The sequence below is a fragment of the Pseudomonas salicis genome (assembly GCF_057128705.1).
In genome coordinates, this window is record NZ_JBSKHU010000001.1 from 545,548 (window position 1) to 568,977 (window position 23,430).

Sequence of the window (23,430 nt, forward strand, 5' to 3'; positions counted from 1 at the left end):
GCAACGATTCATCCGCAGCCAAAAACAACAAATGCAGGAGAGAAGCGCATGTCAGCATTGGATCTGTCCACGTCGTTCGCGGGCCGCTATTTCGTCGTCACCGGCAGCACGCAAGGCCTGGGCGCCGCCGTGGCCCGCACCTTGGCGGAACGGGGCGCCGCCGGTTTGATCATCTGTGGGCGCAGCCGGGATAAGGGCGAGCAGCAGGTTCGCCAATTGGCCGAGCTGGATTGCCAGGCGTTCTTCGTCGAAGCCGACATGGAGGACGTCGAGGATTGCCGCCGGGTGGTGGGTGCCGCCAAGGAACACTTCGGCACCGTGCACGGGCTGGTCAATTGCGCGGGCATGTCGGACCGGGGCAGCATCCTCGACACCTCGCCCGAGCTGTTCGACCGGATCTTCGCGGTCAACGTCAAAGCGCCGTTTTTTCTCATGCAGGAATGCATCAAGCTGATGATCGCCAATCAGGTTGAAGGCTCGATTGTCAGCATTCTCAGCGTCTCCGGCCACGGCGGGCAGTCGTTCCTCACCGCGTATGCCGCGTCCAAAGGCGCCTTGGCGATCCTCACCAAGAACGTCGCGTTCAGCACCTTGCGCAACCGCATTCGGGTCAACGGTCTGAACATCGGCTGGATGGACACCCCTCACGAAGACCAGATTCAGCGGCAGTACCACGGCGCCGAAGACGGCTGGCTGGAGCGCGCTGAAGCGCAGTCGCCGTTTGGCCGCCTGCTGAAACCCCAGGAAGTCGCGAACAGCGTTGCCTACCTGCTTTCCGATCAGTCGGGCATGACCACCGGCTCGGTGATTGACATGGAGCAGGGCATCATCGGCTGTGGCGACGGCTCGACCCCGCGCCCCGATGCACCGCTGACGCTGGACGGGGTCAATGGAGCCGCGCAATGAACCTGTTCGCCCAACCGGCTGACATCGACGTTCGCGCGTTTGCCGTGCTGTGCGAGCAGTCGGTGCGTGTCGCCGATTACCCCCATGCCCAAGAGGTCGTGAGCCGAGTGGTGATCTACCGGGCCGACACCCTGCGCGACGCCGAGCAGCGGGACCGTCGGGCCTTGATGAGCGAGTTGCATCACCTGTTCCGCGACGGGCCGGGGGTGATGGTGGTGCGAGGGGCCTACATGGATCCGGCCGTTGTCGACCGGCACAGCGATGTGTTCCGGCAGATCATTGCCGACGAGTCCGCCCGCGTGGTGCGCGCTGATCACTTCGCCAAGGCCGGGGCCAATCAGCGGATCTGGAATTCCCTGCAAAAGGCGGCCGAGCATTCGCCGGAGTCGTTCATCGAGTATTACGCCAACCCGGTGCTGGGGCTGATCTCGGAGGCGTGGCTGGGGCCGTATTTTCAAGCCACGGCGCAGGTCAATGTGGTGACGCCGGGCGGTCAGGCGCAACAACCCCATCGCGATTACCACCTGGGTTTCCAGAGCGACGAGGTGGTGTCGCGGTTCCCGCTGCCGCTGCACTGGTTGTCGCAGAACCTCACGCTGCAAGGGGCCGTGGCCCACACCGACATGCCGCTGGAAACCGGGCCGACGCTGTTGCTGCCGTTCTCGCAGCAGTACGAATTGGGTTATCTGGCGTGGCGCGATCAGGGCTTCATCGATTACTTCGCGCAACACGCCATTCAGTTGCCGTTGAACAAGGGCGACCTGCTGTTCTTCAACCCGGCGCTGTTCCACGCGGCGGGGACCAATCGCACGACGGACCAGTACCGCATGGCGAACCTGCTGCAAATATCGTCGGCGTTTGGCAAGCCGATGGAAACCGTCAACCGCGAGAAGATGCTCCTGGCCCTCTACCCGTCGCTGTTGAAGCGGGTGGAGCAGGGGGAACTGGACGAGACGGGCATGCAGGCGGTGATCGCGATGAGCGCGGACGGGTACGCATTCCCCACCAACCTCGACACCGACCCACCGCTGCACGGCATGGCACCGCAGACCGGGCAGCAGTTGCTGGAACTGGCGTTGCGGGAGCGGTGGGCGGTGGAGCGGTTTGTGGACGCGGTGGGCGTGATGCGGGAGAAGCGGTTGGCGTGAGGAACGGTGGAGTCAGACCCGGACTCAGACTGTGGGAGCGAATTCATTCGCGAAGGTGGGTCAGGCAACACAACTCTATCGACCGAACGGGCCTCTCGCGAATAAATTCGCTCCCACAGTAGAGATCGAGTCAGGCCAAGTTTCTGCGGCGCCAATGGACCTCTGTGGGAGCGAATTCATTCGCGAAAGATCGAGCAGGCGATGCAACGGTGTCGCCTGAAATGCCATCGCGAATCCATCGCTCCTACAGGTTTGAATCTGTGCAAGGCGTCAGATGTTTTCCGGCGTCACAATCTGCAACGGCACCAGCACCCGGTGGCGTTGCGGGTCGATGGTGTCGGCCTTGGGCAATTGCACCATCACCTCGATCAGCGCTTGGGCGATGAGCCTGGGTTGGGAGTCGATCACCAGCGTCACCAGTCCCTTGCGCATCGCCGGGCGGGATTCGACTGTGGGTTCTTGCAGAATCACGCACAGCTCGGGCCGATGAGGCGTTGCGGCCAAGGCACTGATCACGCCCTCAACGCCACCGCCCGCCACGTACAGTCCTCGCAAATCCGGGTGTCGCGCCAGCAGTTCCAGCGTGGCCTCTTCCGTGATCGCGCCGTTGTCGAGGGTGATGATCGAGGGCAGCACCCGAAATTGCGGAGCCCTTTCCTCGAAAAAACTACGCACCCCGGCTTCCCGCTGTTCATGCCCAAGAAATCGATGCCCGCCGAGCATCACCGCCACTGAACCGCCTTCTTTTGGCGAGCCATGGGCAATCAACCAGCCCGCTGTACGGCCCACTTCAAGGTTGTCGGTGCCGACGTAGGCGCCGGGTGTGATCGTCGGTAAATCGGTCAGCAGCGACACCACGTGCACGCCTTGCTGACGCACCTGTTCGATGGCCTCGATGATCAGCGGGTGGTCGAAACTGACCAGCGCCAGGCAGTCACACAACGCCGCCAGCCGATGAATCTGCCCGACGATGGACGACGGCGTGCGGTCATGGATCAGCTCGATGTGGCAGACGATATTGGCGACTTGAGAGTCCCGCGCCTGTTCGACGATGGCATCGCTCAAGGTCTTGTAGAAGGTCTGCGAGGTGCCCAACAACAGAATGCCGAAGTGATACGCCGGCTTCTTTTCGTTGATCCGCTGGCCGATCAATCGCGCTGCAAAATAGCCCACGGCTTCGGCGGCCTCCTGCACTTTTTGCGCGGTCTCCGGGCTCACCGGCGCGCGGGCATTCAATACGCGGTCAACCGTCGCGACGCTCAAGTTGGCGTAATGGGCAACAGTGGCAATGGTCGGGCGTTTTTTATGATTCATACAGCCTCAAAAAGACGGCTTGATAGAAAACTATCAAGCGCTAACAGGGCTGGATGATAGCTTGAGAGAGAATACTTTCAAGCGCTTGTCGCGCCCTTTTGGATCTCTATAGTTTGAATCAGCCACGTCATTGAACGGCACGCTATTTCACACTTCGGAGAACAATAACAATGTCGCAGATTCCCTACGATCCTGAACGCGGGAAGGATTACAGCATCACCGGCGAACAGGCGCGGCGGGCGGAAGAAGCCGGTCTGGTTTCGGCCGTCTGGTATCAATGCCCGGTGCCGCGCAAACGTATGAAAGAGCTGATGCAACGCCATGACCACCGCGCCCTTCGCGACACGGCGATCTGGCTCGGCGCGATGGTCCTCAGCGGCTGGGGCGGGTATGTGTTCTGGGGCAGCGCGGCCTGCGTGCCGTTCTTCCTGGTCTACGGCCTGCTGTACGGCACCGCCGCCAACTCCCGCTGGCATGAGGCTGGCCATGGCACAGCGTTCAAGACCCGCTGGATGAACGACGTGGTCTATCAGATCGCCTGCTTCATGGTCATGTACGAACCGCAGGTCTGGCGCTGGAGCCACGCCCGCCACCACACCGACACCATCATCGTCGGTCGCGACCCCGAGATCGTCGAGCCCCGTCCGCCGCGCCTGAACATGATCGTGCTCAAGCTGTTCTCGCTGCCCCACGTCTACAACGCGTTCAAGTCGCTGTTCCTCCACGCGAGCGGGCAGATGAGCGCGGAAGAAAAAGTGTTCGTGCCCGAGTCGGAATTCCCCAAGGTTTATCGCACGGCGCGCGTCTGGCTGGTGTTGCACGGGATCGTCATCGCCTCGGCGCTGTACCTCAATTCCTGGCTGCCGCTGATGTTCGTGCTGTTGCCAACGATGTACGGCGGCTGGCTGAGTTATGTGTTTGGCCTGACCCAGCACGTGGGCCTGGCGGAAGATGAACTCGACCACCGCAAGAATTGCCGCACCATTTATATGAACCCCGTGTTCCGGTTCTTTTATTCGGACATGAATTACCACCTGGAACATCACATGTTTCCCATGGTGCCTTATCACGCCCTGGCGCAACTTCATGAAGAAATAAAAGACGATTGCCCGCCGCCGTACAACAGCCTGTTCGAGGCGTACCAGGAAATCATTCCGACGTTGCTGAAACAGCGCAAAGACCCTTCTTTCTACATCAAACGCCCGGTTCGCGAGCCTGCGCCTGAAGCGGCAACAGCGTCCGAAAATCCGGAATCGGCGTTCAGCTGAACATCACCATTCTTTTCACAAGAACAAGAGAGCATTGCCATGAGCAATCAATGGGTAGAGGTTTGTCACGTCGATGACATCGATGAAGAAGATGTCATTCGCTTCGATCATCAACGGAAAACCTACGCGGTGTACCGCTCCCACAACAGCCAATACTTCGCCACCGACGGCCTGTGCACCCACGAGAAAATTCATCTGGCGGACGGACTGGTCATGGACTTCGTCATCGAATGCCCCAAGCACAACGGGCGTTTCGATTACCGCAGCGGCAAGGCACTGAACGCCCCGGCCTGCATCAACCTCAAGACCTACCCGGTCAAGGTCGAGGCCGGAAAAGTCTTGCTCGATCTCTTGGGGCAGGGCGAAGCATGAACGCGTCCGAGACGATGGTGATCGTCGGCGCCGGTCACGCGGGTGGGCGGGCGGCGCTGACCCTTCGCGAAGCCGGTTTCACTGGGCGCATCGTGCTGATCGGCGATGAGCCGCACTTGCCCTACGAGCGGCCGCCGCTGTCGAAAGCGCTGCTCAAGGGCGAGTCGGACCTGGCCGCGTGCAGCCTGTTCAGTGAGGCGAATTTCATCGCGTCGGGGATCGAGCATCTGAGTGGGGTGAAAGCGACGCACATCGACCCGGCTCGGCATGAGGCGGTGTTGGACAGCGGTGCCTCCGTGGGTTACAGCAAACTGCTGCTGGCCGTTGGCGGCACGTCCCGTAGCCTTGATCTGGGCGGTCGCTCGTTTGACAACCTGCATTACCTGCGCACGTACGACGAAGCGGTCGAACTGGAAAAACACCTGACGCCCGGCACCCGGCTGGTCGTGGTGGGCGGCGGGTTCATCGGCCTTGAAGTGGCGGCCAGCGCTTGCGAGCGCGGCTGTGACGTAACGGTGCTAGAGGCCGGGACACGGCTGGCGGCTCGCGCACTCCCGGAGCGGACCTCCGAGGCGTTGTTGGCGTTGCACCGACGTGAGGGCGTGACCATACACCTCGGCGCGCGAATCGAACGTTTCATCGGGGAAACCCACGTGGAAGCAGTGCAGCTGGCCGATGGGACGTGTGTCCCGTGCGACCTATTGTTGGTGGGCATCGGGCTGCAACCGAATCTTGAGCTGGCGCGTCAGTCCGGTCTGGAAACAGGCAGCGGCATTCGGGTGGATCGCTATCTGCGCACCAGCGCGCCGGACGTGTACGCGGCGGGGGATGCCTGCGAATTTCCCGGCATCAACGGCGGGTTTCAGCGTCAGGAAACCTGGCGCAATGCCGAGGCTCAGGGCCGCATCGCCGCGTTGAACATGCTGGGTCAGGAGCAGCCGTTCACTGGCGTGCCGGGGTTCTGGTCCGATCATTACGCGTTTGGCTTGCAGACCGTGGGCGTGCTGGCGGCGGACGCGCGGATCGTCCAACGAGAGGGAGGCGATGGCGGGTTTTTGCTGCTGTATCTGGATTCCCAATCCAGGCTGACGGGCGCCAGTGGTTGGGGGCTGGGCAACAGCATCGCCAAAGACATCAAGCTGTGCGAGCGGCTGATCGAAAGCAGCGCGGTGTTACCCGTCGACGCACTGGCCGATGCCGGGGTGTCACTGAAAGGATTGTTGCGGGGTGCCCATGCCTGATGTGTCCTCTGCGCGTGAGTTCGTGGTCTTCCAGTCAATGTGGGCCATGCAGAACGAACAGGGCGTGCTGCCGTTGCCCCTTGAGCAGCAACTGACGAAGATTGCCGAAGCGGGTTTCGATGGCATCACTGATCACTTCTACGAGCCCGCCGCTGCACGGGAATTATCGCGGTTGGCGCGTACCCTCGGGCTGCAGATCGAAGGCCAGTTGTTTCCGCAAACCGTCGACGGGTTGCAGCCTGCGTTGGACATCGCCAGCCAGTACGGTTGTCATCACCTGACGATTCAGGCCGACATTCGCCCGCGCACGCTGAAGGAGGCGGTCACGCTGATCGAAGGCTGGCAGCGTCTGGCGGAGCAGGTGGATTTCCCCGTGCTGATCGAAACCCACCGCTACCGCGTGACCAACGACCTGCATTTCACCCTCGACCTGCTTCGGGAATTGCCGGAGATGAAGCTGTTGGCCGACCTGTCCCATTACGTGGTGGGGCGCGAGATTCCGCTGCCACCGAGTGATGAGGATCAGCGTCAGATCGAAACCATCCTGCGGCGCAGTTGGGGCTTTCATGGCCGGGTCGCCAGTTGTGAGCAGGTGCAGGTGCCGATCAGTTTTCCCCAGCATCAGCCTTGGCTGGCGCTGTTCAGCGAGTGGTGGCGATTCGGGATTCACGACTGGCTTGCACGGCCGGAAGCGCAGGGGAGCCTGTCGTTTACCTGCGAATTGGGCCCGCCGCCGTATGGGATCACCGACCGGTTTGGGCGGGATATCACGGACCGGTGGGAAGAGTCGTTGCAGATGAAGGGTCTGGCTCGCCGCCTCTGGCAAGACTGCGCGCCAATCTGACGTTCTGGCACGCCCTGTGCTGTCCTGATCGATACCGGGTTGTTGAACAATCCCGCTCGCTCAGGAATGCACGCTGTGTCCATCGCCAAAGAAAACGGGTTGTCCCTCGCCGATCAGGTCGCGCACGAACTGCGTGAAGACATCATCAACGGTCGTTTGCTGTCCGGCATGCCGCTGGTGGAAACAGAACTGGTCCGCCATTACAGCGCGTCCCGCAACACTGTGCGCGAAGCCTTGCACCTGCTGGGGCGGGAAGGGTTGACCACCTACATACGGCACAAGGGCGTGATCGTCCGTCGCCTGACCGTGGACGACGTGCGTGACCTCTTCAGCGTGCGCCGCACCCTGGAATCCCGCGCCATTCTGGCCGGCCGCCTGCTGGCTCATCCCCAGGCCGATCACATGGCCAACGCCATCGACGCCGCCGAGCTGGCCTGCGGGCGCGAAGACTGGCGGGCGTTCGGCACCCACAGCCTGCGCTTTCATCAGCAGGTCGTCGGCCTCCTGGGCAGCCCGTCGTTCAACGAATTCTTCACCAACATCGTCGCCCAGATGCGCCTGGTGTTTTCCGCCGCCCTCGACGAAGCGAGCTTTCAGGCGCCGTGGCTGGCGCGCGACCGCCACCTCTATCAGCTGCTGCTCGACGACCGACGTCTTGAAGCCAACGAGGCCATGGACAGCTACCTCAACGATTCCGAACGCCAGGCGCTGACGCTGCTGGCCAGCGCTGCACACCCTTGAATCAAGCCACCTTTAACCAGGAGAGCCTCATGTACAAAGACTACCCAGCCGCGTATCAGGTCAGCAAAGGCTCGACCTTGCAGGTCGACACGGCGTTCTACGAGCGCATTCGACAGGCGCAGGACCAGCGCACCCTGGTCGAGCAGTTTGAGGTGCCCATCCGCACCGGGCGGGCGTGGAAAGTGAAGGCGGGGCAGGTGTTCCGCGTCACCGCACCGGTCGGCCCGCAGGTGGGCGATTTCAACGTCTGGAACGCCAACGACCCTCGCGAACGCCTTTGGGCCGCCCGCACCCGCCAACTGCAAGGCGCCCACGTCACCACCCATGATCGCCTGTGGTCGAACCTGCCATTCCTGCGTCCGCTGGTGACCATCACCGACGACAGCCTCGCGGCTTACGGCATCGACGAACACGGCGGCCGTCTGCACGATTTGCTCGGCACCCGCTGCGACCCCTACGTCAACAAAATGCTCACCGGCGAAGATTTTCACCACCACTGCCATTCCAACCTGACCCGCGCAGTGTTGCCTCACGGCCTGACCGAATTTGACGTCCACGATGTGCTGAACATCTTCCAATGCACGGGCCTGAACCAAGACGACATGTACTTCATGAAGGCCTGCCCGGCGCAGAAGGGGGACTACCTGGAATTCTTCGCCGAAATCGACCTGCTCTGCGCCTTGTCCACTTGCCCCGGCGGCGACCTGTCCCTGCCGATGTGGGGGCCTGAAGCACAAGACCCGCTCAGCGTCTGTCGACCGCTGGGGGTGGAAATCTACGACCTGACGCCTGAGCTGCTGCACGGTTGGGAGCAACCCAAACGCGCCGAGTACAACGGGCTGCATGGGTTGGGGATTGCCAAGGCGGCGTGGGAAAAGTAGCTACGCCTGAGTGTCCTGGATGGGCCTGGAAAATTTTACAGCCCGCCGGGGCGGATCGAACGGGATGACCTCAAGCATCCCGCAACAAGTCATGGGCGTTGAGCAGGCTCCAGGCGATTTCAGGGCGTTTTTCCAGGCCGCGGCGGATGGCGGCGGGGATGGCGGCTCGGGTCTTGCGACAGAGGCCGGGGAGGTCGGCGATGTCGATGACGATGCCACGCATGCTGCGCACTTCGTTGAAACCGGGGGCGACGTCGAGGCGGATGCCGAGTTGCTCGTACAGGCGCCGCTGCATGTGCTCCAGGTCGGTGAGGCTGGCGATGTTTTCCAGCCGTTCGAGCAGGCGCTTTTCCTCGGGCTTGGTCAGGCGGAGGATGCGTTGGTCTGCCCCGGCTGTCTCCAGCAGGCGTTCACGGTCGCAGATGCAGGCGCCAGGCGGGCAGGGTGAGCGGATCGGCAGTGTGGGGGTCATGGTTGCCGATCATAGCGAGGGGGATCGGGGATTTATAGGGCTTCGATGGACGGCCTCGTGATCGAGTCGCCGTACGGTCTTGCTGTGTGATCAGCGTCTCGTTGCGCAGCCGTTGGTGCAGAAAAAACGAACGCTGGCGTGTCTCGGTCCTCGAACGTTCATACCCCTCGCGGTCATTCTGGAGAGACGACGATGATCAGTTCGCGCAAGACCTTGATGCCTTTGTTGTTTGTCGCGGCCGCCGTTGCATCGGGCGGTGTGGTGGCGCAATCCGCCGTTTCATCGCCCTTGATGCTCGCAGCGTCAGGCATTGGCGGTGGCGGGGCGGGTGGTGGTTCGGCAGGAGGCGGGGCTGCTGGAGGTGGCGCGGCAGGTGCAGCTGGTGCGGCAGGTACAGGGGCCGCCGGAACCAACGCTGCCGGGACCAATGGCACTAACAGCGGCAATACCAACGCGACCGGGACCAATGGCATGAATAGCGGCAACACGAATGCCACGGGGACCAACGGCACGAACGTCAACGGCACCGACGCCGCCCACACCAATGGCAGCAACAGCAGCAATACCAACGCCACCGGCACCAATGGCACGAATGCCAACAACACCGACGCTGCCCACACCAACGGCAGCAACAGCACTAACACCACCGCGCCGAACACCTCGACCACCAACGGAGTCAATAACGGGACCGGGCAAAATGGCGTGAACAACGGTGGCGTCAACAACGGCAACGTGGGGACGACCAATCCGGCATTGAGACCGGGTAACGGCGTGGGTGGCTCGTCATCGGCGCCGTCCTCCAGCGGCAACAGTGATTCCCTGCAGCAGGAACGTCAGCGGAGCGGGGAGCGAATGATCATGGAACGCAAGGGGCAGATTCAGGAAGCCAATTGAGGCGGTGTGTCATGCGATTCAGCGTTTCCTGATCCACTGTCTTCGCTGCCGTCGTAACCTTCGGCGACTCCCACAGGACTTGTTGCGAATCCGCGACCTGCGATCGATGCCTCTACTGTTGATCGTGCCCCCCGGGATCAAGGATGGCGCGAAATCCCGTGGGAGACGCCGGAGGTTACGACGGCAGCGATAGCGGTCTGCCTGATTTACCCACCCCTCTGCCACGCACAAACCGTCCATTCACAGCACGTCCGTTCAATACCCCCTCATCCCCCCCACGACACTATGGCTTCAAGACCTGCCACCCCTCATCGAGGACATGGCGGTATTCATGAATCCGTTGGTGTGAAATGAGCTATTCGACTTTCAACGACCGCGCGCTGGACCTGGGGCTGTTGTGCCTGCGGGGCAGCGGTGCGCTGTTTCTGCTGTTCGTCCACGGTCTGCCCAAGTTGCTGGATTACAAGGCGCAACTCACGCTGATCGAAGACCCTTTCCATTTGGGCGGCGTCTTGACCCTGAGCCTGGCGATTTTCGCCGAAGTGCTGTGCCCACTGCTGATCCTTGCCGGTGTGCTGACCCGGCTTGCCTGCCTGCCGATTCTGTTTCTGCTGCTGGTGGCGCTGGTCGTGGTGCACAGCGACTGGAGCGTCGAGCAAGGCCAGTTCGGCTGGCTGCTGATCATCATTTTCACCAGCGTATTGATTGCCGGTCCCGGTCGTCTGGCGCTCAATCTTCGCCTGCCGGGAGCGCTTCGCTATGCCTGAAACCGTTCTGTCCGCCGATATCCCCGAGCCGTCGACGTTGTCACCCGACGAAATCGTGACGCTGGTGGTCAAGCACCGCGTCAAGCACGGGATGGAAACGCAATACGAAGCCTGGCTGCGCCGCACGGTCACCATTGCCAGCACCTACCCGGGGCACCTCGGGGTGGACGTCGTTCGCGGCAAGTCCGACGGTTTGCACACCTTCACCTGTGTGCTGCGCTTCTCCTGCACCGAGGTCATGCAGAGCTGGCTCAGCTCCACCCAGCGCCGCGACCTGGTCGCTGAAGTGGCGCACATGCTCGCCGACGGCGACACCACCGAGGTCAATCGCCACAGCGAATTCTGGTTCGTTCCGGCCAGCGAGCTGCCACCGCCGCCACGCTGGAAACAGGCCGTGGTGACCTTTTGCGTGATCTGCCCGCTGACCCTGCTGATCCCACTGCTGTGGGGCCCGGTCTTCCGCGCATTTCCGTTGCTCGCTAATTACGTGATCAGCACGGCGCTGGTGACGATCACCATCGTGTTGCTGGTGGTGTACCTGCTGATGCCCCAAGCGACAAAGCTGGCCGCGCCATGGCTGAACGCCAAACCCGAGCCATTGCCCGGTGCCGACCATGAAGGATGAACCCACCAACAGCGACCGCCGCCGCTTCGTCGCCACCGGCTCGCTGCTCAGCGCGGCGGCGGCCGTTTTCTCCTCATTTCCCGTCACTGGCCTTGCGGTCGGTGCATCCCACTCTTCTGCCCCCGGAGGCGCGATGAACGTCGATCTGATTCTCTATAACGGCAACTTTCACACGGTCGATCAGGAAAAACCCAAAGCCAGCGCCGTGGCCATTGGCGGCGGCAAATTCGTCGCTGTGGGCACCGATGCCGAGATCATGTCCCTGCGCGACAGCGCCACACAGGTCATCGACATGCACCAGCGCACGGTGATTCCGGGCCTCAACGACTCGCACTTGCACCTGATCCGTGGCGGCCTGAACTACAACCTCGAACTGCGCTGGGAGGGCGTGCCTTCGCTGGCCGACGCGCTGCGTATGCTGAAGGATCAGGCCGACCGTACGCCAACCCCGCAATGGGTGCGCGTGGTGGGCGGCTGGAACGAATTCCAGTTCGCCGAGAAACGCATGCCGACGCTCGAAGAGCTCAATCAGGCGGCGCCGGACACCCCGGTGTTCGTCCTGCACCTCTACGACCGTGCGCTGCTCAACCGCGCCGCACTGCGCGTGGCCGGGTACACCCGCGACACGCCGAACCCGCCGGGCGGCGAAATCGTGCGGGACAGCAAGGGCGACCCGACCGGCATGCTGGTGGCCAGGCCCAACGCGATGATTCTGTATTCCACGCTGGCGAAGGGGCCGAAACTGCCATTGGAATACCAGGTCAACTCGACCCGTCAGTTCATGCGTGAGCTGAACCGTCTGGGCCTGACCAGCGCCATCGACGCCGGAGGCGGTTTCCAGAACTACCCGGACGATTACGCCGTCATCACCCAGCTCGCCGAAGCGAAACAGCTGACCGTGCGCATCGCCTACAACCTGTTCACCCAGAAGCCGAGAGAAGAGCTCAACGACTTCAAGCACTGGACCAGCACCGTCACCCTGCACCAGGGTGATGACTTCCTGCGCCACAACGGCGCCGGGGAAATGCTGACGTTCTCCGCCGCCGACTTCGAAGACTTCCTCGAACCACGCCCGGACCTGCCACCTGGCATGGAACAGGACCTTGAGCCGGTGGTGCGCCATCTGGTCGAGCACCGCTGGCCGTTCCGCCTGCACGCCACTTATAACGAATCGATCTCGCGGATGCTCGACGTGTTCGAGAAGGTCAACCGCGAGATCCCGTTCAACGGCATTCCGTGGTTCTTCGACCATTGCGAAACCATCACGCCGCAGAACATCGAGCGGATGAAGGCGCTGGGCGGTGGCATCGCGATTCAGGACCGCATGGCGTTCCAGGGCGAATATTTCGTTGACCGTTACGGCAAGCAGGCCGCCGAGGCGACGCCGCCGATCAAACGCATGCTGGCCGAAGGCGTGCCAGTGGGGGCGGGCACCGACGCCACCCGCGTGTCGAGCTACAACCCCTGGACCTCGCTGTACTGGATGGTCAGCGGGCGCACCGTTGGCGGTCTGGAACTGTACCCGGAAGGCCTGTCCCGGGAGACCGCGCTGGAGCTGTTCACCCGTGGCAGCGCCTGGTTCTCGTCCGAGCAAGGCAAGAAGGGCCAGATCAAGGTGGGCCAGCTCGCGGACGTGGTGGCCTTGTCGCAGAACTTCTTCAGCGTGCCGGAAGAGTCGATCAAGTGGATCGAATCGGTGCTGACCATCGTTGACGGCAAGGTGGTGTACGCCACCGAAGAATTCGACGACCTGGCCCCGCCGAGCGTGCCGGTGCTGCCGGACTGGTCTCCCGTGGCCAAGGTGCCAGGCCACTGGCGTCAGGGCGCGCCGATGGCCGCTGCTGTTCACCAGTGCAGCGGACCGTGCGGGGTGCATGCCCACAGCCACGACAAGGCGCGAATGTCGAAAGTCCCGGTCAGTGACTTCCAGGGCTTCTGGGGCGCGTTCGGCTGTTCGTGCTTCGCGTTCTGACCGGCGATTGAAAAGAGCCTGAAATCCCTCGCCGGGCTGAATGGGCGAGGGCAGGGGTCAGCGCCGTTCGCTGACCCCAATAAACGAAACGCCACACCTCAGTCACTCACTCAATGGAGTCAATCATGACCGCTCCCTACAAACGTCTGGACATCAACGATGCCGTGGTCCTGCTGGTCGATCACCAAACCGGCCTGATCTCGCTGGTGCAGGACTTCTCGCCGAACGAGTTCAAGAACAACGTGCTGGCCCTGGCCGACTGCGCCAAGTTCTTCAAACTGCCGACCATCCTGACCACCAGCTTCGAATCCGGCCCGAACGGTCCGTTGGTGCCCGAGCTGAAGGAAATGTTCCCGGACGCGCCGTACATCGCCCGTCCTGGCCAGATCAACGCCTGGGACAACGAAGACTTCGTCAAAGCGATCAAGGCGACCGGCCGCAAGCAATTGATCATCGCCGGTGTCGTGACCGACGTCTGCGTGGCGTTCCCGACGCTGTGCGCGCTGGAAGAAGGTTTTGACGTGTTCGTGGTGACCGACGCTTCCGGCACGTTCAACGAAGTGGTTCAGCAAGCCGCCTGGGCGCGTATGTCCGCTGCCGGTGCGCAACTGGTCAACTGGTTCGCCGTGGCCTGCGAGCTGCAACGCGACTGGCGCAACGACATGGAAGGCCTCGCCAACCTGCTGTCCCAGCGCATCCCGAACTACCGCAACCTGATCAACAGCTACACGACGTTCAACAAGTAAGAGGGTTGATGTCAGACAGGGCGCCATTGTTGCGGCCTGTCTGACAAACGCCGCAGTCCCTGTCGGAGCGAATTTATTCGCGAGACGGCGGCACATCCGCAGAGGTTTATCGGATGTATCGGCCTCTCGCGAATGAATTCGCTCCCGCAGAACCCCACCACCCCCTTCCCGTTCCCGAACGCACGATCATCGTGCGTTATCTACCCATTCCTGGTGCGTGAAGTAGCAGTCCGATACGCCCCCCGAAACCTATCCCTGCACATTTTCCATTCCGGTCAGACAGTTGGCGGGGTGCCGCTGACCTTGGCACCGCTTTTGCTTTTATGCATCCGTGGATGATTGGATACAAAAATTCAAAGAGGTCACTTCATGCGCCCCGTGCCGCGTTACACCGAACGTCAACCCGTGACCGCCGAAGAGGAGGCGTACGCCTTTCTGCTCGACGCCATCTGCAAGGGCACTTACCGCATGGGTGAACGGCTGATCGCCGAAGACATCGCGGGGGAGATCGGCATGAGCCGGATGCCGGTGCGCGAAGCGTTCAGGCGCCTGGCGGCCGACGGACTGGTCACGTTGCGGCCCAACCGCGGCGCCGTCGTCAGTGGCCTGAACATCGACGAAATGCGCGAAGTCTTCGAAATGCGCAGCGCGCTGGAAGGCCTGGCGATCCGCGTGGCGGTGCCCAAAATCACCGAACGCCACCTCACCCATCTGGAGCGCCTGCTCGACGACATGGACGACTACCGCGACGACAGTTCGGAGTGGGTCAGCCGTCACCGCGCGTTTCACGAATACCTCTGCAGCCTCAGCGAGCGCTCGCGGCTGATGCGGCAGATTTCCGCGCTGTACACGGTCATCGAGCCGCACATGCGGGTCTGGCTGGAGCACGGCGAAAAGCCCCTCAGCGCCCGCGATGAACACGCGGTGATTCTCGATGCCGTGCGCGCTGGCGACGCCAATCACGCCGAGCGGGTCCTGCGCGACCACATCGAAGGCACGGTGCCTAGCCTGATCGCCTTTCTGGAGCAACAAAAACACCCCTAGCTTGCCCCAAAGAACCAGAGCGGGCCGTCAGCCTGCCGCTGTAACGCCGTACCGCTGTGACGTTCAGAACTGCCCTTACTTTCTTACTGAAACCGGAGCTTCCGTCATGCACACACCCGCCACATTGGCCGCCGCCATTTCCCTGAGTCTCTGCGCATCGCAGGTGTTCGCCGCGCCGACCGTGCCCGACCGTCTGCAGAAGGTCGACAAGGTCACCTATTGCTCGGGCATGGATTCACCGCCGCTGGTGTCGTTCGACGCCGCGCAGAAGCCGGTGGGCCTGACCATCGACCTCGGTGTCGAGATCGCCAAGCGGCTGGGGGGCAAGAAGGTGGAGTGGCGGGTGATTCCGTTCTCCGGGCTGGTGCCCGCGTTACTGGCGCAGCAGTGCGACATGATCGTCGATCAGTTGTTCGACAAACCCGAACGTCGCGAAGTGATCAACATCGTCAACTACATGTATTCCAGCCAGTCGGTGGTGGTGCCCAAGGGCAACCCCAAGGGCATCAAATCGCTGGATGACCTGTCCGGGCACAAGGTCGCGGTGCTCAACGGGTCGACGATCAAGACCCTGCTCGACGCGCAGAACGAAACCCTGACCAAAGCCGGTAAGCCGCCGCTGAAGCTGGTGGTCTACAACACCGACACCGACGCCTTCCAGGCGCTGCGCATCAGCCAGGTCGACGCGTACGGCACCACCGTGGAAACCGCCGGTTACTACGCCAACATGGCCCCGGACCTGTTCCAGGAAGGCGTGCCCGCGTTCAGCCGCATCCTCACCGGATTGGGCATTCGCAAGGACGACGCGCAACTGACCACCGCTGTGCAGCAGGTGATCAGCGACATGCGCAGCGACGGCAGCTACACGCAGTTGCTCGCCAAATGGCATGTCGAAAGCGACAAGCTCGACTGAGTCAGCGCCGAACGGGATAGACCGATGAATTTCAATTGGGATGTGTTCTGGCAATACCTCCTGCAACCCAGTGGCGTCTACGTCACCGGGCTGTGGCTGACGTGCCTGATCAGTGTGCTAGCGATGCTGCTGGGTTGCACGCTGGGCCTGATCGCAGCGTTGATGCGCCTGTCGAAGAACCCGCTGTTGAACCTGCCGGTGCGTTTTTACGTATGGCTGATGCGCGGCACGCCGCTGTTGGTGCAAATCGTCTTTCTCTACACCGCGCTGGCGGCGGGCGGGATTTTCCGCTTCGAAGACATCGACCTTGGCTGGTTCATCGTGCCGGGCAACATTCAGGCGGCGATCATCGCGCTGGGGCTGAACGAAGGCGCGTATATGGCCGAGATCATTCGTGCCGGGATCGGCGCGGTGGACAAAGGTCAGTACGAGGCCGGGCGTTCGCTGGGCATGACCTTCGGCAAGCTGATGCGCCGTATCGTGTTGCCTCAGGCGTTTCGGGTCATCGTTCCGCCGCTGGGCAACGAATTCAACGTGATGCTGAAAAACACCACGCTGGTCAGCGTCATCGGCGTTCAGGAACTGCTGCTTAGCACGCAAATGGTGACCTCCGCGACGTTCCGCGTTTTCGAGCTGTACCTGGTGGTGGCGATTTACTTCCTGATGCTGACCACGCTGTGGGGCTTCTTCCAGCGCTGGCTGGAACAGCGCTTCGGCCAGTCGGACCGACAGCCACCGGCGGCGAAACGCATGTTCGGTCGCAGCGCAATGAAACTGCTGAGGGGGCGTTGAGATGGCGCATCAAAGTGACGAACTGATCATCGAGGCGCTGAACATTCACAAGTCCTTCGGCGACCTGGAAATTCTCAAGGGCATCTCGCTGCAAGTGCGGCGAGGCGAAGTGGTGGTGCTGATTGGCGCTTCGGGGTCGGGCAAGACCACCTTCATTCGCTGCATCAATTTGCTGGAAGACATTCACTCCGGACGTATCCGGGTCAACGGCCAGGCCATGGGCTATCGCGAGCGGGCCGACGGCACTCTAGTGCGTGAGTCCGAGCGGCACATCGCCCGCCAGCGTCGCGACATCGGCATGGTGTTCCAGCGCTTCAATCTGTTCGCCCACATGACCGCGTTGGAGAACATCATCGAGGCGCCGATCCATGTGCTCGGCGTCCCAAAAGCGGCTGCGTTGAATCAGGGCCGTGAGTTGTTGGCGCGGGTCGGTCTGGCGGACAAGGCCGCGCACTATCCCTCAATGCTGTCCGGCGGGCAGCAACAGCGAGTGGCGATCGCCCGCGCGCTGGCGATGAAACCCAAAGCCATGCTGTTCGACGAGCCCACCAGCGCCCTTGACCCGGAAACCGTCGGCGAGGTGCTTCAGGTGATGAAAGAACTCGCCGAAGACGGCATGCCCATGGTCGTGGTGACCCATGAAATGGGCTTTGCCCGAGAGGTCGCCGACCGCGTGGTGGTGCTGGACCAGGGCGAACTGATCGAGCAGGGGCCCCCGGAACAGATTTTCAGCCGTCCGAATCACCCCCGTACCCAGGCGTTTCTCAGCCGCGTTCTCTGAGGCCCAGCCGGTCTGGTCCACGAATCCCGCATTGATAGAGCCTTCGACATGTTGAATTTTTCTGCCCACGACTATCCGTATCCGTCCCAACGCCAGAGCGTTTTTGCCCGCCGAGGCATGATCGCCGCATCGCAACCGCTGGCCGCTCAGGCAGGGATGGAAATGCTACAAAAAGGCGGCAACGCCATCGACGCCGCGATTGCCACGGCTGCGGCCCTGACCGTCGTCGAACCCACCGGCTGCGGCATCGGCGGTGACGCGTTTGCGCTGGTCTGGACCCAAGGCCAACTGCACGGCCTGAACGCCAACGGCCATTCCCCAGCGGCGTTGAGCATCGAGGCCGTGAAAGCGGCCGGTCACACCGAAATGCCTTTGTACGGCTGGACGCCCGTCACCGTGCCCGGCTGCCCCTCGGCCTGGGCTGAACTGTCCCGACGGTTTGGCAAGTTACCGTTCGTTGATCTGCTGCAACCGGCAATCAGCCTGGCCCGGGATGGCTTTCCGCTGTCACCCGTGGTCGCCTATCAATGGCAAAAAGCGTTCGACGAATTCAGTCCCCATCGGGACGCGGTGCTGGACAGCTGGTTCGACACCTTTCTGATGGACGGCCGGGCCCCGAAAGCCGGAGAACTGTTTCGCAACCCGGCGCAGGCGCGCACCCTTGAAGAACTGGCCAACACCCAATGCGAGAGCCTGTATCGCGGCGCGCTGGCGCAGCGCATCGACGCTCATTCGCGAGCCACGGGCGGCTATTTGCGCGCTGAAGACCTTGCCGCGTTTCGCCCGCAGTGGGTCGATCCGATCAGCGTCAATTACCGGGGCTACGACGTCTGGGAAATCCCGCCCAGCGGCCAGGGCCTCGTGGCGCTGATGACGCTGAAGATCCTCGAAGGCTTCGATTTCGACCATCGCGACAGCCAGCAGACCTGGCACCGTCAGCTGGAAGCCATGAAGCTGGCCTACAGCGACGGCCTGCACCACATCACCGACCCATTGCACATGCGCGTCGCGGTCGAGGAGTTGCTCAGCGACCGTTACAGCGATGCACGCCGGGCGTTGATCGCCGAACACGCCCAGGCACCCAAGCCGGGCGATCCCCACGCCAGCGGCACGGTCTACCTGGCCACCGCCGATGCCGAGGGCAACATGGTCTCGTTCATCCAGAGCAACTACCACGGCTTCGGCTCCGGCGTGGTGCTGCCCGACAGCGGGCTGGCGTTGCAGAACCGGGGGCAAGAATTCAGCCTTGATCCCGCGCACGCCAATTGTCTGATCCCTGGCAAGAAAACCTTTCACACGATCATTCCGGGGTTTATCACCAAGGGCGGCCAGGCGGTGGGGCCGTTTGGCGTGATGGGCGGCTACATGCAACCTCAAGGGCATGTGCAGATGGTCATGAACCTGGTGGATTTCCGCCTCAACCCCCAAGCGGCCCTCGACGCACCGCGCTGGCAGTGGTTGGGCGGGATGAGAGTAGGCATCGAACAAGGCGCGTCAAAAGCGTTGGCAGCGGGACTGGCGCGACAGGGCCACGACATCAGCATCGCCTACGACTCCACGGAATTCGGTCGCGGGCAGATCATCGTGCGTGATCCGGACACAGGCGTGTTATGTGGCGGCACCGAGCCCAGGGCCGACTCCACCATCGTGGCGTGGTAAACCAGACGATCTGCTGATTTTAATTTTCCGAAAAGTCCTGTAATACAATACGATTGCTTTCGACGGGCCGGATCATGAGGATCGGCCCCGGATTCAATCGTGGTCTTCCCGCAAAAGGAAGGCCGCCACCGTGGCATTCACAGGTCTTCAGGAATACAGCATGAAAGTACTACGTCAGGCGTCGTCCTTGCGGCATCAAGTGCAGGATGCACTGCGCAATGAAATCATCTCGGGGCGCTTCAAGCCTGGGGATCGTCTGGTGGAACAACAGCTGTACACCGCGCTGGACGTCAGCCGCACCTCGCTGCGTGAAGCATTGCGGCAACTGGAAGCGGAAGGGCTGGTGGAACAAGTGCCCCATCGCGGCGCCTACGTGGCCTCGGTGGATGCCAAGGACGCCGTACAGATCTACGACGTACGCGGCGCGCTGGAAGTCCTCGCCGTGCGCAACTTCGTGCGCTACGCCACCGACGAAGACGTCGGCGAACTGAGCGAAGTCTTCGACGAATTCGCCGAACAGTCCCGCACCACCAGCGTCGACGGCACAGCGTTGCTGGACATCAAGCGCCGCTTCTACCACGTCCTGCTCGACATCGAACAAAGCCGCGTCGTCGGCGGAATGCTCGAACAACTCAACAACCGCGTCAGCCTCCTGCGCGCCCTGTCCCTGGGCCGCGAAGGCCGCATGCCCCACACCCTCGCCGAACTCAAGGAAATCGTCCGCAACATCCAACTGCGCGACGAAGAAGGCGCCTGCGCCGCCGCACTGCTCCACGTCGAAAACGCCTCCAAAAACGTGCTCGAACTGCTGGCGGCGACCGGGGTGCACGCGGTGCAATAACCTGCCAACACCCGGACCGCCGGGCTGTGCCTTCCCCTGTGGGAGAACTGCGGAGATTGGGTGTTCGCTGGGAATTTACTGTGGGAGCGAATTCATTCGCGAAAGCGGGTCTTCAGGCGGCGGAGATGTGTCGCCTGTACCGCCTTCGCGAATGAATTCGCTCCCACAGTTTGAGACCCGCGCACAGAATGAAGCCTTGCACATGACCTCATGCCGCGAAGAGCGTTAGCTCCAGCCAGAAAAGCTTTTCTCCCGCGACAGTCCAGACACCGCCGAAGGCGAAACCTTCTGCCCCCAGGCAGAACCGCCCTGGCGGCAAACCTACCGCAATGCGGAATACGCGGTAGGCGTCATAAACTGCACCTCAACCCGCTCCACGATAATCTTCTGCGCCTCTGTCGCATTGCGCTTCTCCACCCACTCCGGATCCGCCTGAAACGCATTCCACTTCGTCTCACGCTCCGCCAGGCTCTCCCACTGCAACAAATACGTCAGCGACTGATTCGTCGGCCCCGACAGATTCGTCCAGAACCCGACCTGCTTGATCCCATACTTATCGAAAAAACCCAACGTAATGCTGGTAAACCGGTCATGCAACGCAGGCAAACGGCCGGGAGCACAGTGATAAGTGCGCAATTCAACGATCATTCTTCTTCTCCTGTTAAGTGCTGCTGACAAAGATTGAAAGCAGGTGCCGCTGGTAAGAAACCGTAAATTAGCCTATTGACCGATTGTATGACAGTCCTATAGTTTTGTCTCACCTGCTGGCGAATGTCATGCAGAACATTGCAGACACCGCCGCGACCCGAATTGACAAGAACATAAAAATCAAAGGGCACGAACATGACGCAACCCCAACGTATCGGCTTTATCGGACTGGGCATGATGGGCACGCCCATGACCGCCTGCCTGGCCAAAGCCGGCTTTCAACTGTTCCTCGCCGATGCCGATGCCGGGCGCCTGCGAGACGTGCAGGCGACCCTCAACGCCAGCGCGCTGACCCCTGAAAACGCCCAGTCCCTCGACATCCTCATCACCATGCTGCCGAACTCGACCATTGTCGAGAACGTGTTGCTCGGCGAAGGCGGGTGGGCGGCGTCGCTGGCGCCACAGGCCGTGGTGATCGACATGAGCTCTTCGGAGCCTGCCCGCTCCCGTGATCTTGGCCAGACACTCAAGACCCTCAACCTTCAATACCTCGACGCCCCCGTTTCGGGCGGCGTGAAACGTGCCGTGGACGGCAGCCTGGCGATTCTGGTTGGCGGTGATGCCGAGGTGATGCAGCAATGCCGCCCGGTGCTTGACGCCATGGGCAAGAACATTCTGCACATCGGCGACGCCGGATCGGGACACGCTGCCAAGGCACTCAACAATTTCGTCTCGGCTGCGGGCCTGATGGCAACGGTCGAGGCGCTGCACGTTGCCAAACGCTTCGGCATCGACCCCGGCGTCATGGTCGATGTGCTCAATGCGTCCAGCGGCGGCAGCAACACCTCGCTGAACAAGGCCAAGCAATTCATGCTCAGCGGCACCTTCGGTTCGGGCTTCTCCATGCAGTTGATGAACAAGGACCTGAAGATCGCCAAGGGCCTGTCGGATGCGCTGGAGTATCCGATGATTTTCGGCCAGAGCGCGATCAAGGTCTGGAACGACGTGGCGCAGGATGCCACGCCGACCACTGACCACACCGAGATGTACCGCATGCTGGCCAAAGAAGGCGAGTGAAGGAGTCCGATCCCATGTCACATGCCGCCAAGTTTTACATTGATGGGCAATGGGTCGAACCCGCGTCGCCCTCATGGTTCGACGTCATCGACCCGGCCACCGAAACCGTGGTCGAGCGCTTGGCGCTGGGCGATGCCTCCGACGTTAACCGGGCCGTGGCTGCTGCTCGCAAGGCATTGCCTTCCTACGCCCAGACCTCCGTTGCCGAGCGCATCGCGTTGCTGAAACGCATCGTCTCGATCTACGAGCGTCGCCAGGAAGAATTCGCCCAGGCCATGCGCATCGAGATGGGTTCGCCCATCACCTTTTCGCGCAAGTTCCAGGTGCCACGCGGTTGGCTGCACTTGAACCAACTGATCGAGGTGCTGCAACGCTTTCAGTTCGAAGAGGCTCAGGGCAGCACGCTGATCCGTCACGAACCGGTGGGCGTGTGTGGTCTGATCACGCCGTGGAACTGGCCGATCAACCAGATCGTGGTCAAGGTCGGTCCGGCCCTCGCGGCAGGCTGCACCATGGTGCTCAAGCCCAGTGAATACTCGCCGTTGAGCAGCCTGCTGTTCGCCGAAGTGCTGGACGAGGCGGGCGTGCCACCGGGGGTGTTCAACCTGGTCAACGGTGACGGGCCGGGTGTCGGCGCGGCGCTGTCGGCCCACCCGGACATCGACATGCTGTCGTTTACCGGTTCGACCCGCGCCGGTGTGCTAGTGGCCAAATCCGCTGCCGACACCGTGAAGCGTGTTGCGCAGGAATTGGGCGGTAAATCGGCCAATATTCTGCTCGACGACGTCAATCTGCAGGATGCCGTGACTCGCGGTGTCGCCGCGTGTTTCACCAACAGCGGCCAGTCCTGTTCGATCCCGACGCGCATGCTGATCCCGCGCAGCCTGATGGACGACGCGATCCAGATGGCCAAAACCGCCGCTGAAAGCTACAGCGTCGGCGTGACGACGGACGAAAGCACGCAACTCGGCCCGCTGGTCAATCGCGCGCAATTCCGTCGGGTGCAGACGTTGATTCAAAGTGGCATCGACGAAGGCGCGCAATTGGTCACCGGCGGCGTTGGCCTGCCGAGCGGTATCGAAAAGGGCTACTACGCCAGGCCGACGGTATTCGCCCACGTGGCCTCGGACATGACCATCGCCCAGGAGGAAATCTTCGGGCCGGTGCTGTCGATGATCCCTTACGACAGCGAGGCCGAGGCGATTGCCATCGCCAACGGCACGCACTATGGGCTGGCGGCGTACGTGCAATCCGGCGATCAGGAGCGTGCCCGCCGTGTCGCTCGCCAATTGCAGGCCGGCAGCGTGCACCTGAATTACCCGCCTGCCGATTTCGCCGCGCCGTTTGGCGGGGTGAAGCGTTCCGGCAATGGCCGCGAATGGGGTGAATACGGCTTGCGCGAATACTTGGAAGTCAAATCATTGGTGGGCTACGGCAGCTGAGTCGCTGCGGCGATTCAGGGCCCAACGTTCAAAAAAATTTGC

At 62.0% G+C, this 23,430-nt stretch carries 24 protein-coding genes; 21 read left to right on the forward strand and 3 right to left on the reverse strand.

Annotated features, from left to right (window positions below; translation table 11 throughout):
* Positions 1–48 precede the first annotated feature (48 nt).
* Entirely contained in the window at positions 49–906 is an 858-nt protein-coding gene (locus tag ACWKWE_RS02510) for an SDR family oxidoreductase (protein WP_483849507.1), read from the forward strand.
* A complete protein-coding gene (locus ACWKWE_RS02515) occupies positions 903–2,054 on the forward strand; it encodes a phytanoyl-CoA dioxygenase family protein (protein ID WP_483849508.1) in 1,152 nt (383 codons plus the stop codon). The genes ACWKWE_RS02510 and ACWKWE_RS02515 overlap by 4 nt, the downstream gene beginning before the upstream one ends.
* Positions 2,055–2,324: 270 nt before the next feature.
* Here the strand turns inward: ACWKWE_RS02515 and ACWKWE_RS02520 are convergent, their stop codons facing one another.
* Positions 2,325–3,368: a LacI family DNA-binding transcriptional regulator gene (locus ACWKWE_RS02520; RefSeq protein ID WP_483849509.1), complete on the reverse strand. Its 1,044-nt coding sequence runs from the start codon at positions 3,366–3,368 to the stop codon at positions 2,325–2,327.
* A 170-nt stretch (positions 3,369–3,538) separates the two neighbouring features.
* On the opposite strand from ACWKWE_RS02520, the gene ACWKWE_RS02525 reads away from it, so the two are divergent.
* The 6 genes from ACWKWE_RS02525 (at position 3,539) to ACWKWE_RS02550 (ending at position 8,715) form a co-directional block, all read left to right on the forward strand.
* Positions 3,539–4,636: a fatty acid desaturase family protein gene (locus tag ACWKWE_RS02525; protein WP_483849510.1), complete on the forward strand. Its 1,098-nt coding sequence runs from the start codon at positions 3,539–3,541 to the stop codon at positions 4,634–4,636.
* 39 nt (positions 4,637–4,675) lie between these two features.
* Positions 4,676–5,008 carry a MocE family 2Fe-2S type ferredoxin gene (locus ACWKWE_RS02530; RefSeq protein WP_483849511.1) on the forward strand — a complete coding sequence of 111 codons (333 nt, stop codon included), beginning with the start codon at positions 4,676–4,678 and terminating at the stop codon, positions 5,006–5,008.
* Entirely contained in the window at positions 5,005–6,249 is a 1,245-nt protein-coding gene (locus ACWKWE_RS02535) for an NAD(P)/FAD-dependent oxidoreductase (protein WP_483849512.1), read from the forward strand. Before ACWKWE_RS02530 ends, ACWKWE_RS02535 begins: the two co-directional genes overlap by 4 nt.
* A complete protein-coding gene (locus tag ACWKWE_RS02540; RefSeq protein WP_483849513.1) occupies positions 6,242–7,093 on the forward strand; it encodes a sugar phosphate isomerase/epimerase family protein in 852 nt (283 codons plus the stop codon). The genes ACWKWE_RS02535 and ACWKWE_RS02540 overlap by 8 nt, the downstream gene beginning before the upstream one ends.
* A gap of 66 nt (positions 7,094–7,159) precedes the next feature.
* Complete coding sequence (locus ACWKWE_RS02545) at positions 7,160–7,834, forward strand: GntR family transcriptional regulator (RefSeq protein WP_483849514.1); 675 nt, start codon at positions 7,160–7,162, stop codon at positions 7,832–7,834.
* Between the two features lie 29 nt (positions 7,835–7,863).
* Positions 7,864–8,715, forward strand: coding sequence for an urea carboxylase-associated family protein (locus ACWKWE_RS02550; RefSeq protein WP_483849515.1), 852 nt, complete (start codon positions 7,864–7,866; stop codon positions 8,713–8,715).
* A gap of 70 nt (positions 8,716–8,785) precedes the next feature.
* Here ACWKWE_RS02550 and ACWKWE_RS02555 read toward each other — a convergent pair whose 3' ends face one another.
* Positions 8,786–9,187: a hypothetical protein gene (locus ACWKWE_RS02555; RefSeq protein ID WP_483849516.1), complete on the reverse strand. Its 402-nt coding sequence runs from the start codon at positions 9,185–9,187 to the stop codon at positions 8,786–8,788.
* 192 nt (positions 9,188–9,379) lie between these two features.
* Between ACWKWE_RS02555 and ACWKWE_RS02560 the strand changes: the two genes are divergently transcribed.
* The 11 genes from ACWKWE_RS02560 (at position 9,380) to ACWKWE_RS02610 (ending at position 20,221) form a co-directional block, all read left to right on the forward strand.
* A complete protein-coding gene (locus tag ACWKWE_RS02560; protein WP_483849517.1) occupies positions 9,380–10,081 on the forward strand; it encodes a hypothetical protein in 702 nt (233 codons plus the stop codon).
* 350 nt (positions 10,082–10,431) lie between these two features.
* Positions 10,432–10,848, forward strand: a complete 417-nt coding sequence (locus ACWKWE_RS02565) for a DoxX family protein (protein WP_166598761.1) — start codon at positions 10,432–10,434, stop codon at positions 10,846–10,848.
* Positions 10,841–11,473, forward strand: coding sequence for an antibiotic biosynthesis monooxygenase (locus ACWKWE_RS02570; RefSeq protein ID WP_483849518.1), 633 nt, complete (start codon positions 10,841–10,843; stop codon positions 11,471–11,473). The genes ACWKWE_RS02565 and ACWKWE_RS02570 overlap by 8 nt, the downstream gene beginning before the upstream one ends.
* Before the next feature lie 133 nt (positions 11,474–11,606).
* Entirely contained in the window at positions 11,607–13,445 is a 1,839-nt protein-coding gene (locus ACWKWE_RS02575; protein WP_483849972.1) for an amidohydrolase, read from the forward strand.
* A 125-nt stretch (positions 13,446–13,570) separates the two neighbouring features.
* Positions 13,571–14,191 (forward strand): isochorismate family cysteine hydrolase YcaC, encoded by a 621-nt coding sequence (ycaC, locus tag ACWKWE_RS02580; RefSeq protein ID WP_166598759.1) that lies wholly within the window; start codon positions 13,571–13,573, stop codon positions 14,189–14,191.
* A 369-nt stretch (positions 14,192–14,560) separates the two neighbouring features.
* Complete coding sequence (locus ACWKWE_RS02585) at positions 14,561–15,235, forward strand: GntR family transcriptional regulator (protein WP_483849519.1); 675 nt, start codon at positions 14,561–14,563, stop codon at positions 15,233–15,235.
* Between the two features lie 106 nt (positions 15,236–15,341).
* Entirely contained in the window at positions 15,342–16,148 is an 807-nt protein-coding gene (locus ACWKWE_RS02590; protein WP_483849520.1) for an ABC transporter substrate-binding protein, read from the forward strand.
* Between the two features lie 24 nt (positions 16,149–16,172).
* Positions 16,173–16,940, forward strand: a complete 768-nt coding sequence (locus ACWKWE_RS02595) for an amino acid ABC transporter permease (RefSeq protein ID WP_166598756.1) — start codon at positions 16,173–16,175, stop codon at positions 16,938–16,940.
* 1 nt (position 16,941) lies between these two features.
* A complete protein-coding gene (locus ACWKWE_RS02600; RefSeq protein WP_483849521.1) occupies positions 16,942–17,721 on the forward strand; it encodes an amino acid ABC transporter ATP-binding protein in 780 nt (259 codons plus the stop codon).
* Positions 17,722–17,769: 48 nt separating this feature from the next.
* Positions 17,770–19,380, forward strand: coding sequence for a gamma-glutamyltransferase family protein (locus ACWKWE_RS02605; RefSeq protein WP_483849522.1), 1,611 nt, complete (start codon positions 17,770–17,772; stop codon positions 19,378–19,380).
* A gap of 160 nt (positions 19,381–19,540) precedes the next feature.
* Positions 19,541–20,221: a GntR family transcriptional regulator gene (locus ACWKWE_RS02610; protein ID WP_166598753.1), complete on the forward strand. Its 681-nt coding sequence runs from the start codon at positions 19,541–19,543 to the stop codon at positions 20,219–20,221.
* Positions 20,222–20,542: 321 nt separating this feature from the next.
* Here ACWKWE_RS02610 and ACWKWE_RS02615 read toward each other — a convergent pair whose 3' ends face one another.
* Positions 20,543–20,869, reverse strand: coding sequence for an NIPSNAP family protein (locus tag ACWKWE_RS02615; RefSeq protein WP_166598711.1), 327 nt, complete (start codon positions 20,867–20,869; stop codon positions 20,543–20,545).
* A 195-nt stretch (positions 20,870–21,064) separates the two neighbouring features.
* Between ACWKWE_RS02615 and ACWKWE_RS02620 the strand changes: the two genes are divergently transcribed.
* Together ACWKWE_RS02620 and ACWKWE_RS02625 are read left to right on the forward strand one after the other, a co-directional pair.
* Complete coding sequence (locus tag ACWKWE_RS02620) at positions 21,065–21,946, forward strand: NAD(P)-dependent oxidoreductase (protein ID WP_483849523.1); 882 nt, start codon at positions 21,065–21,067, stop codon at positions 21,944–21,946.
* 14 nt (positions 21,947–21,960) lie between these two features.
* Entirely contained in the window at positions 21,961–23,388 is a 1,428-nt protein-coding gene (locus ACWKWE_RS02625; RefSeq protein WP_483849524.1) for an aldehyde dehydrogenase family protein, read from the forward strand.
* Positions 23,389–23,430 lie beyond the last annotated feature (42 nt).